Origin of the sequence: Pseudoalteromonas sp. SG43-4 (assembly GCF_014164325.1) — a bacterium.
Classification (GTDB): Bacteria; Pseudomonadota; Gammaproteobacteria; order Enterobacterales; family Alteromonadaceae; genus Pseudoalteromonas; species Pseudoalteromonas distincta.
This window is the reverse complement of the sequence record NZ_JACJFB010000003.1, coordinates 37776-50871: the sequence shown is the minus strand read 5'-3', so window position 1 is coordinate 50871 and position 13096 is coordinate 37776. Positions and strand designations below refer to the sequence as shown.

The following is a 13096-nucleotide window of genomic DNA, read 5'->3' as shown; positions in this document are numbered from 1 at the left end:
GGTTTATGCTCCTTTCTCGCTTCGCTCTGCAATAATACCGGCGCTCTGCTCTTGAATAGTTAACAAGATATTTTTAGCGCGCGTATTAAGTAAGGTGTATAAAAATACCGTTGGTATGGCGACCACTAAGCCCAATACCGTTGTTACTAGCGCTTGAGAAATACCACCCGCCATAAGCTTAGGATCCCCAGTACCAAATAAGGTGATTGCTTGGAATGTATTGATCATGCCGGTTACCGTACCTAATAAACCTAACAGCGGCGCAACAACAGAGATGATTTTGATAAGTGTTAAATTACGCGTCACTTTTGGCATTTCACGTAAAATAGCTTCACTTAATTTAAGTTCCAGTGTGTCGTGTGAAACACTTGGAAATTGATCTTTTACTTTCATTACGCGTCCAAGCGGATTGTCATCACGTGCAACTGTATCTTTAAGCTGGCGACGAATTTTACCGCCCATAATCAATAGTGAGAAAAAACGCTCAAGTGATATAAGAAGTGCAATAACACCCACGCCTAAAATCACATAACCCACTGTGCCACCTTGATGAACACGCTCTTGTGTATCAGGTGCTTGTACTAACAAACCAAGAATAGAGCCGCCTGTTGGGTCAAGTGCAAATTGCACCACGCCACTTTTAGTGCTTTGTAGCTCTTCTGCTGTTGCAGTAAAGCGCGATACAGGTTGACGTGTTAATTCACTCAAAGAATTAGTCGAGGAATTAAACTCTAAATACTTACCGTTTGATATAAGGTTAAATGCCCCCACTCGCACAACTTCTTGCTGTGCTTTAGTACCGCCTTCAACAATAACACTTGCGTTAAAACGACTTACTTTACCTTGCTCGGTCATTTCGCGTTGTAATTCAAACCATACTTTTTCAATATCTTCTATTGACGCAAGTTTTGAAGTTGAACCCATCTTTTGAGCAAGGTCATCCATAAACGTACTGCGCCCAGCAATCTGAGCAGATACTATTGATGTAGCAAATTTATTACTAGAATCCCCTGCTACTTGCTGTAACACGCCAAACAACTCTTTAAGCGAACCCATGCGTTTAGAAAGCGTGTCTGTTAAGTTAGCAAGTTTTACTTCGTTTTCTTCAAATTGCGTTTCTAGACGTTCAGATTCCACCAGCATTTGATTGCGCTTTGCTTGGGTATTTTTAAGTGTTTGTACTTGCTCGTTTTGGCGAGCAGCAAACTCTTGTTCACGTTGTTTATTTTGCTCGCTTTGAGCTGATTTACCATTTTCGAGCGTTTTAAGTAATGAATCTAAGTTCATTGGCTCTGCCGCTATACTTGCACCAGTAATGCTTAGGCTTGCAGCAAAAAGAGCTATTTTTGTCATTTGAGTAAACAATTTCATTTTCAACCTCTTATTCTGCTGCATGTACTGGCAGAGTTAACATATCTGGGGCAAGTTGTTTACGCGCAATGCGTAAACCTTTATTAATTTGGCTTATTGTAGAGTCTGGTAATGCTTCAAATGATTTTGTCTCTGCATTCCAGCTACCTGCTTTTTTGCCATCGCGTGTTAGGTAAATAAGCTCTAAACGGCCAATGCGTAAAAAATCAACTTCACGCTCTTTGTCATCCACATTTAAAAGTGCGGTATAAGCTTCAATAGTGCGCCCGTAGTCTACTTCTACTTGATACGCTTCAAGTACACGGCGAAACTTTTCACTTGAGTTAATATCAGCACGATTCATCATTTCTTTTAAAGACGTAACGCGCTTAGTGCGCTCATCAGCTAAAAATGGAATATCTAAAGATACAAACTGCTCAAGACCTTCAATCATTCTAAGCATTAGCGGCGTAATTTGACGTTCAATAATAGAAACCTGATCCATTGACAGGTTTAAAGATTCCATCTCTTCTATTTGATTATTTAATTGTTTAGTTAGCTGGGCGTTGTATACAGCTAAACCATCAATCTCTTTATTGAGGGTTTTAAATTGCTGTAAACGTCCTTGCATTGAATCTGCAATCTTGTCTATTTTTGTTTGTGATTGCGCAGCTGATTTATTAATTTCACTGCTTTTATCAATAACCTTATCTAAATCGTTTGCGTGTACTGCTGCACTTGCGGCCACAATACCAGCTAAGATTAATGGTTTAACGCCTTTCATCGCATACACCTTTACTCGTTAGTTAGCGGATTTGCTAGTTTGTTTTTTTAGGTCATAAACTTTGTTATATAAATAATTTATGACTTAATAATTCAATGAGCAGAAGTTTATAGATGAAACATGACAAGGATGTTGCGCAAAAAAGTCGCTTTTATGACAATGGTAACAATTGAGACTTACAAGGAGGTTTTAACGCGAATAAGGGTACTTGCTGGCCAAATACCCCCTATTAAGAAGATGCAAGAAGGTGGTTAATCCAAAATTGAATTAATTTGATTAAGGGAATAGTGCCAATCGGTATAATTAATTTCTATAGTGTAAGCTTTATTATCTTTAATAAGCACTAGTGAGGGAAAACCTTGAATTGGTAAAGTGCGAACAAAGGATAACTCAGCTTTAAATTCATCATTAAGCTCGCTTGACGCTAGCTGCGCCGAAAACTCATCTTTATTTAAGCCAATTTTTTCAGCCAAACTAATTAATGTACTTTCATCAGACGGGTTTTGCGCGTTTAGGTAATAAGCGTGTTGGATAGCAGCCACCATTTGAGCTTCTTTACCCGCTTTACGCGCTATAAGTGCAGCTCTGCATGCGGGATACGTTGAACGCCTTGGCTGGCAATTGCGCCAAAAGTTATAATTAAATTGCGTACCTAGCTGAGCTGAAATTTTATGCCAAGTGCCCTCAAGCATCTCTTTCATATTTTGTGGCATTGGGTCTTGGCTATCGGGAGCAAGACCACCTACTTTATATTCTATTGCCACTTTACCAGCAAGCTCTGATTTTAGCTTAAGCCAGGTTGGTGAGTAACCCCAACACCAACTACACATTGGGTCATGAACATATATTAATTTACTTTGAGACATATTAATCCTTCAACTAGTTCGAGACGACTCTATTGCGACCTGAAGACTTTGCACTATAAAGAGCTTCATCAGCTTGCTTTAATGAATCATCATAATCAGTTACTTTATTTACTTGGGAAATACCAATGCTACAGGTGATTGAAATACGCTGCTTGTCATCAGTAAATATAACATGCCCTGCCACGGCTTCTCGAAATTTGTTCGCAATTACAGAGGCTGCAGAGGCTGTGAGCTGCGGTAAAATAACAACAAATTCCTCACCGCCATAACGGGCCTTTAACGCAGTTGCCAAAAATTGAGACTCAAGAAGTTTGGTAAATTCTATCAATACCGTATCACCAAAATCGTGGCCATGCGTATCGTTTAAAGATTTAAAATTATCTAAATCAATTAACAAAATTGAAAAAGGTAAGTACTGCTCTGGGCGTGTTTGAGCAAGCTTTAAAAAATGAGAGGTAATAAAACGCCTATTTGCTATGCCAGTAAGGGGGTCAGTATAAGCATCTTGTTTTTGCTCTAGCGTAATATCGGCAATAGCCATGTGGCTTTTATGCCTAAAATACTCACCAATAAATGAGAATAAAAACACCATAGAAAAGGACGCTATAAAACGTGTTTTTTCTACGTTGCCATAGCTAACTTGACCAAAGTCAGGGCCGTATAAAATAACAATACAAGAAAACAGTAAGGTACAGCCTAACCAAGCACCTAATCTAACCCCTAAAGATGCAAACGTTACGACAGGATAAAACATTAGCCAATATAGCGCGGTATTATCTTTACCGCCGGTATAAACAAGTGCAATAAACATCATGCACACAATGCTCATACTTATTAATGCCACAACTTGCAGGTTACCCGTTTTTATAAAGTAGATAGAACAGCATATATTTGTAATGTTAACGATAATTAATGAAGCTGTCAGTAGTGGCGAATAAAGCTTATAATTAAAAAACACTAATACTGCGATCACCACAATTGAAATCCCAATCATGGTAAATAAAGAAAACGCTTTGCGTTGCATGTCTGAGCTCTAAACACTGTCGATATTTATCAGACTGAGCCAATTTGGTTTATTCACATTTTTTTTAGTCATTAATTTTATACTTTAAACTTTTGAACCATATTTTCTAAAGCACTAAACTGTTGTTTTAGTTTGGTACATTCGTCAAGCGTGTCATTTAAGTTGGCCTTGCCTTGTATACAAAGCGAATTAATTGTTTGAATATCTGTATCTAATAACTTAACAACTTGGTTTTGTTCGTCTGTTGCAGTGGCCACAGAGTGATTTGCATCGTTAATTTGTTGAATCGCTTGTATAACATGGCTCATTAAATTGCCAACAGCATCGGCTTGTTGCACGCTTTTTTCACTGCCTTCAAGGCTTGTTTTCATAAGCTCTACAGCAAGGTTTGAGCCTTTTTGCAACTGACTAACCGTGTCTTCAATCTCTTGCGTTGACTGTTGAGTGCGGTGCGCTAATTGGCGAACTTCATCTGCTACAACGGCAAAACCGCGTCCCGCCTCTCCTGCTCTAGCCGCCTCAATTGCGGCATTAAGTGCCAATAAATTAGTCTGCTCGCTTACACCTTTAATAACTTCAAGCACTTGGCCAATACTGGCTGTATGCGTATTTAAACTGTTTATAGTTTGCTGAGCTTTTTCCATATTACCCGAGAGCTGGTGGATAGATGCAACACTGTGGCTTAATGCTTCTTGGTTTTGTGTTGAGTGTTCATCTGCATTTTTAGCAAGCTGCGATGCACTCTCTGCATTACTTGAAATATCCATTGATGTGGCAGAAAACTGGTTGATAGCTGCTGCAACGCTATCGGTTCGTTTACTTTGATCATCATACATAGACAGCGAAGAATGTGTTTGTGATACCAAGCTCTCAATAGCTGTATCTAATTGCTTTGTAGACTCTTTTACTTGTTCTATTGAATGCTGAATTTTTTCGATGAAAATATTAAATGAATAGCTTAAATCGCCAAATTCATCGTCGTTTTCAACGGTTAAACGCCTTGTTAAATCGCCCTCACCTTGTGCTATATCTTTAATAGCATCGTTTAAACGATTCATTGGCTGCATTAAATAGCGTAATAAAAGCTGCATCATAATTATAATAGTGATAATTCCTATCACCATAAAAACAGCTGCGGTTTGGCCAAAATTAGAGACACTGGCATACGCTTTATCTTTGTCTATAACAACACCTAGGTACCAATCTACGTTTTCAATACCACTAATTTTTGTAAACGAAATAAGCTTAGACTCTCCGTTTATCTCGTACTGGGTAAACTCACTTTGTAAAGGCGTATTCGTGCCAAATATGTCTGATGTATTTTTTAAGTTTAACTGAGCATTTGGATGGCTTAACACTTGGCCTTTATTATCGAGTAAAAAACCATAACCGAGTCCTAAAAAGTCAATATCGTTGATAATTTTTGTCACGGTCAGCATATCAATATCGGCACCTGCAACGCCGCTAAACTGACCATTTTGGAGTATGGGTACTACCGCTGAAATTGTAAGCTCGTTAGTGGTTACATCAATATAAGGAGTTGTAAAAGCGGTATTTGATTTGTTTTCGACTAATTTATACCAAGGACGAGAAGTCGCATCAAAATCTGCAGGTAATACAACCGTTTGATCGTTTAATATAAACGTGCCGCTGGATTTACCTATATACGTATTTTTAAAGCTTCCAGCAAGCTCTGCTGTATTTAGTTGTGAAAGGGTGAGTGCTTTAGAATCATTAGCTTTATGGGTTTTAGCAATTGATATAACAATCGCCAACTTTGCATTTAACCAACTCGCTATATTTTGTGAAACAGATTCGGAATTTTGTTGCAATACCAAGCTTAACTGCTGCTCGGTTTGCTTGCGCATCGCAATGTAGTTATTAAAAGTAAATAACCCTAGCACCAAAACCAAAATTAAGGAGGCTGCAATAGTCACTTTGGAAGTAAATTTCAACGAGTTAAGCATATACACCCTTTTTATTATTTATCGTTATTAGCCTTACTGTTTTAGCAAAAATTTAGCTAAATGTCCTAGTAAAAGAGACTTACAGTTAGGTTATTGATGAAAAATAAGAATAAAGGATTGTAAAACAAAAGGCTTTCGTGGGTAACTGGCTAATATTAAATAATTAATGACTAGATTTATTTTTTATGGAACGTTCCCATTAAATATAGCTTTATAAGTGACTGAATACGTATTCAGTCACTCTTGTATAGTCTGTTATTTCCACTTATTTGCAAAGCGAACAACATTTAAACCGTACCATGCAATAAATACATAACATAACATTGGAACAAAAAAGCTTTGCTGTATATTTACTGTATCAGCTATAAACCCTTGCAGTAATGGTACAAGTGCACCACCAACAATTGCTAAACATAACCAGCCAGAACCTTTGCTCGTCAATGATCCTAGTCGCTCGATTGCAACTGAAAATATAGTCGGGAACATAATTGAGTTAAATAAACCAATTGCCAATACTGAGTATAAAGCGACGTCACCTTGAGTAAAAATAGTGATCAATAATAGCGCAATAATACTAAATGCATTAAACGCTATAGCTTTAGAAGGTGCTATCTTTTGTAATAATACAGAGCCTATAAAACGCCCTACCATTGCCCCGCCCCAGTAATAACTAATAAGTGCGGCCGCAGTATGCTCTTCAAGCCCTGCTATGTGCGCCTCACCAAAGTAGTTAACTAAAAAGCTGCCAATGGCAACTTCCCCGCCTACGTAGCAAAATATAGCAAGTACACCCATAGTTAGGTGCGGTGCTTGCATTAACGAACGAGATTCAATTGCTGTATTATTTTCCTCTTTGTGGGCTTCAATTTCTGGAAGCTTTATAAAGGCAAATATAATAGCGATAAGCAATAAAGCGCCAGCAAGCATTAAATAAGGCACTTTTACAGATTCAGCAGTTGCTGCCGATGCGGCTAAACTACCTGCCGTACCGAAAAATAATAAACCACCAACATAAGGCCCAACGGTAGTACCAAGCGCATTAAGTGCTTGTGCTAAATTTAGACGAGAAGACGCTGTTTTTTCACTGCCAAGAGCTGCAACATAAGGGTTAGCAGAAACCTGAAGTACAGTTACACCAGCAGCAAGTACAAATAAAGCGCCTAAAAATAGCCAATATTCATGTACTACAACAGCAGGGTAAAACAACATACACCCCATTGAAGCCACAATTAAACCAGTTAAAATTCCTTTTTTGTAACCAAATTGCTTAACTAAAAGCCCCGCAGGAATAGAAACAATAAAGTAAGCCCCAAAAAAGCAAAACTGTACTAGCATCGCTTCAAAAAAGCTCAAATCAAATACGCCTTTTAAGCGTGGTATTAGTACATCGTTTAAAACAGTAATAAAACCCCATAAAAAAAATAGGGTCGTCATTGCAGTCAGTGGAAACAGATAATTTTTATTTGGCTGTTCGTTGACCGCGAATGATTGGTTTGTATTTATTTCACTCACGTCGTTTTCACTCCATTAACAAGTTGAAAACGATTTTACATGTTTAAATATAAATTAGTCAGCGCACTTAGGGAACGTTCCAGTGGCGTTATTCACATTGCGTGTTGGTCGCTCTAACAATTCGGTCTATTTCGCCACTGTTATTAAACTGATAAAGCCCTTCGTTTATATCCTCTAATACTAAAAGCCAATTATGTGCACGCTTACTAATGGCAAAATATAACGAGTTATATTGCAAAGGAATGCTTTCTTGCTCAATGGAAGAAAGCAAAGACTGTTTTTCAGGTTTAGTTAAAGAGGAGTAAGCCACAGATGATTTCAAAGCTTGAGGATCGCCTATAACCAAATCAACACGTTTAGCAGTCAGTAGCTTAACAAGCTGTAAGTCATCAACAGAGGCGATAACTTCAAACTCACCATTGTCCATCATGGCATCAAACTCTGGCGTATTTTGATACCCTCGAACAACACCAATCTTAAGCCCTTTGAGCGAGTTCAAGTTTCCTGTGAAATGGTCTGTATCGCCTTTCCTTTTTAAAAAAGCAATTTCGCCACCTTTAAACGAATTAGATAAGCCGAGTAATTCTCGACGTGTTTTACCATCAACATAATCGGAGGGGGCTGTATCTTCTATAAAGTATTCAGGCATTAGTATGTCAGCCCTGCCTAGTTCTACATTTCGTACCGCTCTTGCCCAAGGCAAAAATTCAATATATACGCTGTAGCCCTTACTATTTAACAAGGCAATTGAAAATTGATAAACCCAGCCTTTATTACATACATTATTACCAATATAGGGAGGCCAATCGAGTGTGGCTAGATGAAGTGTTTGTTTGGAGTTTTTAGCTTCATAGAGCACCCCTGATTTATGGGAATGCCCAGTTAAAGTGTGTTGAGTACCATTTTGAAAATACTCAACCGATGTTTCAGCAAAACTATTACTAGTTGTTAGCAATAATATAAAATAAAACCAGCGCATTTTAGTATCTATTTGTGATTAATAGTGTTTTAAGTTTAGCTACTACTAACACTTTTGCACAAATAAACCTTAACTAATCAGCTTTTTTGCCACCTCATTTTATTGTTTGTATCACGAGAGCTAATAATAGTATCGTCACTACTCTCAACGCCGCCTAATTTAGCTAAGCGATCATACAAAACTACATTACAGGTTGCCGCTAAGTTCATGCAGCCAATAGTTGGAATATAAACAACCTCATCGCACCACTTTAAGACGTCTTTTGATACAGAGCCATCTTCGGGACCAAATACATAAAATGCATTTTCAGGATGTTTAAACTCAGGTAAAGGTGTTGCACCTTCAATAAGCTCAATAACCACAACCGTTGCGCCTTGTGGCTTTATTGCTTCTAAATTATCTGTTTCGGTTAAAGGAATACGCTCCACTACATTTTTTGTATCTGTATGGAATTTTTTGGCATTTAAGTAGCGATTGCCTGTAAAAAAAACTTGTTTAGCGTCATAACAGCCAGCTGCTCGCAATACACCACCAACATTAGTCGGGCTTTTAGGATTGATTAAACCAATTACGGCTTGTTGTTTACTCATTAATCTACGTCCTTTGTTGGCCATTCTGCAATGTACAAATCAAAGTCGTCGAGCTTTACATCGCAATCTTTTACTGTTTTGTCTTTTACAGAAATACCTAGCTCATTCATCTTTGTTTTATCACCATTATTTAATAACGGATGCCAAGAAGCCAAACCACGACCTTCATGTAAACGACGGTAACTGCAGCTTTGTGGCATAAAAAAGATGTCTTTAAGGTTTTCTTTTGTGAGTTTTACACAAGAAGGAACAAGCGTTTGGCGGTTTTCATATTCGCTACAACCACAGGTGTTGTTATCGAGATACTGACATACAATATTAGTAAATATTAATTGCTCACCTTCGCGTAACTGATCGGTGGCGGTAAATTCGTCTTCATCTTCGCTATCAATAAACGTATTTAAACAACATTTTCCGCATCCATCACAAATGGCTTCCCATTCGTTTTGACTCATGTCGCTTAAGCTTTTTTTAAGCCAAAATTGTGTATTTGCTAATTGTTGATCAAACATAGTTTACTCGTGCCCCCTAAAGAGCGCGCATTCTACCGTATTGCTGTAAATGGCGCAAAGCCAATACCCTTTCAAAGTACTGGCTTTGCGCTACAAATTAGCTTTGAGATTTAACCCAACGCTTAATTTTTTCCTCAAGGATTGGCATTGGTAATGCGCCATCAATTAATATTTGCGTGTGAAACGCTTTAATATCAAATTTATCACCGAGTTCTTTTTTAGAAAAATCACGTAATTCTTGAATTTTAAATTGCCCTAACTTGTAAGAAAGCGCTTGTCCTGGCCATGCAATATATCGCTCTACTTCAGCAATTACATCACTTTTAGCCATAGATGAATTTGCAAGCATGTAATCTATACCTTGTTGACGCGTCCACCCTTTTGCATGAAAACCAGTATCAAGCACTAAACGCATTGCGCGTAATTGCTCATCCGATAAACGTCCATACCACATATAAGGGTCGGTAAATAAGCCTAGCTCTTTGCCTAAGCTTTCTGCGTAAAGCGCCCAACCTTCTGCGAACACGGTATAGCCACCAAATTTACGAAAATCAGGTAAGCCCTCTATTTCTTGCTGAAGTGCTATTTGAAAGTGATGACCTGGGGCTGCTTCGTGAATCGATAAAGTTTCGAGTAAAAATTTAGGCTGCGCTTTTAAGTTATAAGCATTGATATAAAAAATACCAGGGCGAGAGCCATCAGGCGCCGGAGATGCATAGGATGCACCTGCTGCCGACTGCGCTCTGTAGGCTTCAACTGCTTTTACAACGTAAGGTGCTTTGGGTGCTATGTTAAAAAGTAGAGGCAAACGCGCGTCTATTTTTTTCTTAACGTTTTCATATGCCGCAATTAACTCCTCGGGCGTGTCGTAGTAAAATTCATCTGAATCACGTAAATGATCAAAAAATTCAGATAGCTCACCTTTAAAGCCTACGGTTTCTTTTACTTTTTTCATTTCGCTTAAAATGCGCGACACTTCACTTAAACCAATGTCATGAATTTCGTCTGCAGATAAGCTAAGCGTCGTGTTTTTCTTAATTTGGTATTCGTACCATGCTTTACCGTTTGGTAAGTCACTGTAACCTACGCTTTCTCGACTATTAGGAATATATTGATTAGCTAAAAAGTCACTCATACTTTTATAAGCCGGTACTAAGTGCTGCATAATCAATTGACGATACTGCGCTGTAATTTTTTGCTTTTGTTGTTCGCTAAACGATTCTGGTAATTTTTTAACTGGTCTCCAAAATAATGAGTCTTCGGCATTTTTAACTACATGAGCTGCAAATTGTGGCTGTAATTTTTCAGCAAGTGGTTTTGGTAACGTAATACCTAGTTTAATGCCTTGCGCCATTGAACGCTCTACACTGGCAAGCCACTTTACAAAACCTTCGCTGCGCGAGATAAAAGCCGTGTAATCTTCAACGGTATTAAACGGCTGAGCACTTTGACCTGAACCAAAACTTGCAAAGGTGTTATGCGCACCCGCCATTTGATTTATTGGTAGTAAATAATCAGGGAACTGCATGCCTTCTAATTTAAGTGCAAGGTCACGCTCTAATATTTCAAAACTTAAAAGCGATTGCCCTGTTAACTGTGCTTTATCTATAAAGTTTAATCGCTGTTGATATTTTTTATAAAAAGCGGCTTTTTTTGCTCTATTTTCTTTTGAAATCACAGGCGTGAATTGATCGTTAAACTCATTACGACCATTGTACGTTGCACTGATGGGGCTATATGTGAGCGATTCATCGTAATACTGTGCAACAAGTACATCGAGTTGTTGCTCTGCCGAAAGCTCTGAAACAATACCTGCTGATGCGTTAACTGTGTTTAACTGTGTACTGGTATTAGTCTGTGTACTAAGCTCAGTATTCATACAGCCACTTAAAGCAAACATAACGCCACTGGCAACTAATGCTAATTTATTTGATTTCATGATAATCCTTTTTAATATCGTTTTTTAATTATGCTCATTAAACCGTGCTTAATAAAGAAATTACGATAGATTGCATTCATCGTATTAAATTTGCACTTTTATCTGAACTTGTTACATTTCTATTAATTCAAATATGATTTAAAAGAAAAATAAAATGAAAAAACAACTACTCAGCACCTCTATTGCCTTACTTTGCTTAACCACTTTTAATAGCCATGCAGTTACATACCTATCGGCTAAAGCCATGATTGATGTTAAAGATGGCAAGCTCATTAAATCGCCCTTAATTACTATAGATGATGGCGTGATCACTAATGTTGAACAAAATAAAAAACCAACGCTAACTAAAGATGATAAACATATCCAACTCCCTGATTTGACCCTTATGCCTGGTTTAATGGATATGCATGTGCATTTAACGAGTGACCCTACGGTGCCGCGCAGTGAACGTTTAGGCCAGTCAGTTCCTAGAATGGCGATTAAAGCGGCTCATTTTGCTAAAAAAACCTTAGAAGCTGGATTTACAACAGTACGTAATGTTGGCGCAGAAGGTTACAGCGTCATAGCCGTGCGTGACGGCATAAATGCGGGTGACATAGTTGGCCCTCGTATTTGGGCTGCAGGCCCATCACTCGGCATTACTGGCGGGCACTGTGATAACAACCGCCTACCTCCTGAGCTTAAATATACTTCAAGTGGCGTCGCAGACGGTCCATGGGCTGCGCGTATAAAAGTACGCGAAAATATTAAATACGGGGCAAATGCTATTAAGTTTTGCGCCACAGGTGGAGTATTTTCAAAAGGGACTAAAGTAGGTGCACAGCAGTATTCTTTTGAAGAAATGAAAGCCATTGTTGATGAAGCCCATATGCGAGATTTACCAGTAGCTGCTCACGCACACGGTACAAGCGGTATAAAAACAGCCATTAAAGCAGGTGTTGATAGCGTAGAGCATGCCAGCTTTTTAGATGACGAAGCGATAGCGCTTGCCAAAGAGCATGGAACTTGGCTTTCTATGGATATTTATAACACCGAATACACACTCACTTATGGCGAGCAAAACGGCGTAGACGAAGAAAACCTAAATAAAGAGCGCCAAGTTTCTAAAAGGCAACGTGATAGCTTTAGCCGCGCTGTAAAAGCGGGTGTTAAAATGGTCTTTGGTACCGATGCAGCAATTTACCCGCACGGAGATAATGCAAAACAGTTTAGTCGCATGGTTGAATTTGGCATGACAGAACTACAAGCCATTCAAGCATCAACTATTAATAGCGCTAAGTTATTAAAAATGGATACTCAGTTAGGACAAATTAAAACCGGATTTGCAGCTGATATAATTGCGGTTAAAGCAAATCCTCTTAAAAGTATTAAAACCTTAGAGGCAGTACCTTTTGTAATGAAAGCAGGAGTTGTTTATAAAAACCATTTGTAAATACACACTATTAAGGCTGAGTTTACTCAGCCTTAATAAAACTCTCACCTATATTGAATATGCCATAAAAGGGTCACCGCCCCCCTATTAGACTCGCTTTTGTCTATTAATTATCCGAACGGTTTTATTTAATCAAATAAA

10 protein-coding genes and 1 pseudogene are annotated in these 13096 nt (G+C 38.4%); 1 reads left to right on the top strand and 10 read right to left on the bottom strand.

Annotation, left to right across the window (positions count from 1 at the left end; all coding sequences use genetic code 11):
- Positions 1–3: 3 nt before the first annotated feature.
- From H5160_RS04085 to H5160_RS04040, 10 genes and pseudogenes are all read right to left on the bottom strand, one after another.
- Positions 4–1371 carry a MotA/TolQ/ExbB proton channel family protein gene (locus tag H5160_RS04085; protein WP_004334754.1) on the bottom strand — a complete coding sequence of 456 codons (1368 nt, stop codon included), beginning with the start codon at positions 1369–1371 and terminating at the stop codon, positions 4–6.
- A 10-nt stretch (positions 1372–1381) separates the two neighbouring features.
- Positions 1382–2134, bottom strand: coding sequence for a DUF3450 domain-containing protein (locus H5160_RS04080; RefSeq protein WP_024594647.1), 753 nt, complete (start codon positions 2132–2134; stop codon positions 1382–1384).
- Positions 2135–2385: 251 nt separating this feature from the next.
- Positions 2386–3000: a DsbA family protein gene (locus tag H5160_RS04075; RefSeq protein ID WP_182736832.1), complete on the bottom strand. Its 615-nt coding sequence runs from the start codon at positions 2998–3000 to the stop codon at positions 2386–2388.
- Positions 3001–3013: 13 nt separating this feature from the next.
- Positions 3014–4096: pseudogene (locus H5160_RS04070) on the bottom strand (GGDEF domain-containing protein).
- A 5-nt stretch (positions 4097–4101) separates the two neighbouring features.
- The gene (locus tag H5160_RS04065; protein WP_182736831.1) at positions 4102–5991 is read right to left on the bottom strand and encodes a methyl-accepting chemotaxis protein; all 1890 of its coding nucleotides are present in this window, start codon (positions 5989–5991) and stop codon (positions 4102–4104) included.
- 255 nt (positions 5992–6246) lie between these two features.
- Positions 6247–7503, bottom strand: a complete 1257-nt coding sequence (locus tag H5160_RS04060; protein WP_182736829.1) for a sugar MFS transporter — start codon at positions 7501–7503, stop codon at positions 6247–6249.
- An 88-nt stretch (positions 7504–7591) separates the two neighbouring features.
- On the bottom strand, positions 7592–8482 hold the full coding sequence (locus H5160_RS04055; RefSeq protein WP_182692723.1) for an ABC transporter substrate-binding protein: 891 nt from the start codon (positions 8480–8482) through the stop codon (positions 7592–7594).
- Between the two features lie 77 nt (positions 8483–8559).
- The gene (locus tag H5160_RS04050; protein ID WP_024595017.1) at positions 8560–9072 is read right to left on the bottom strand and encodes an RNA methyltransferase; all 513 of its coding nucleotides are present in this window, start codon (positions 9070–9072) and stop codon (positions 8560–8562) included.
- Positions 9072–9584, bottom strand: coding sequence for a YcgN family cysteine cluster protein (locus H5160_RS04045; protein ID WP_182736828.1), 513 nt, complete (start codon positions 9582–9584; stop codon positions 9072–9074). The genes H5160_RS04050 and H5160_RS04045 overlap by 1 nt, the downstream gene beginning before the upstream one ends.
- Before the next feature lie 97 nt (positions 9585–9681).
- Positions 9682–11523 carry a DUF885 family protein gene (locus H5160_RS04040; protein ID WP_182736826.1) on the bottom strand — a complete coding sequence of 614 codons (1842 nt, stop codon included), beginning with the start codon at positions 11521–11523 and terminating at the stop codon, positions 9682–9684.
- 154 nt (positions 11524–11677) lie between these two features.
- Between H5160_RS04040 and H5160_RS04035 the strand changes: the two genes are divergently transcribed.
- On the top strand, positions 11678–12955 hold the full coding sequence (locus H5160_RS04035) for an amidohydrolase family protein (RefSeq protein WP_182736824.1): 1278 nt from the start codon (positions 11678–11680) through the stop codon (positions 12953–12955).
- Positions 12956–13096 lie beyond the last annotated feature (141 nt).

Excerpts from the sequence above, each read along its gene's own strand:
- H5160_RS04040 (WP_182736826.1), bottom strand. The coding sequence starts at position 11,523 with ATGAAATCAAATAAATTAGCATTAGTTGCCAGTGGCGTTATGTTTGCT.
- H5160_RS04085 (WP_004334754.1), bottom strand. The coding sequence starts at position 1,371 with ATGAAATTGTTTACTCAAATGACAAAAATAGCTCTTTTTGCTGCAAGC.
- H5160_RS04055 (WP_182692723.1), bottom strand. The coding sequence starts at position 8,482 with ATGCGCTGGTTTTATTTTATATTATTGCTAACAACTAGTAATAGTTTT.
- H5160_RS04080 (WP_024594647.1), bottom strand. The coding sequence starts at position 2,134 with ATGAAAGGCGTTAAACCATTAATCTTAGCTGGTATTGTGGCCGCAAGT.
- H5160_RS04050 (WP_024595017.1), bottom strand. The coding sequence starts at position 9,072 with ATGAGTAAACAACAAGCCGTAATTGGTTTAATCAATCCTAAAAGCCCG.
- H5160_RS04035 (WP_182736824.1), top strand. The coding sequence starts at position 11,678 with ATGAAAAAACAACTACTCAGCACCTCTATTGCCTTACTTTGCTTAACC.
- H5160_RS04075 (WP_182736832.1), bottom strand. The coding sequence starts at position 3,000 with ATGTCTCAAAGTAAATTAATATATGTTCATGACCCAATGTGTAGTTGG.
- H5160_RS04065 (WP_182736831.1), bottom strand. The coding sequence starts at position 5,991 with ATGCTTAACTCGTTGAAATTTACTTCCAAAGTGACTATTGCAGCCTCC.
- H5160_RS04045 (WP_182736828.1), bottom strand. The coding sequence starts at position 9,584 with ATGTTTGATCAACAATTAGCAAATACACAATTTTGGCTTAAAAAAAGC.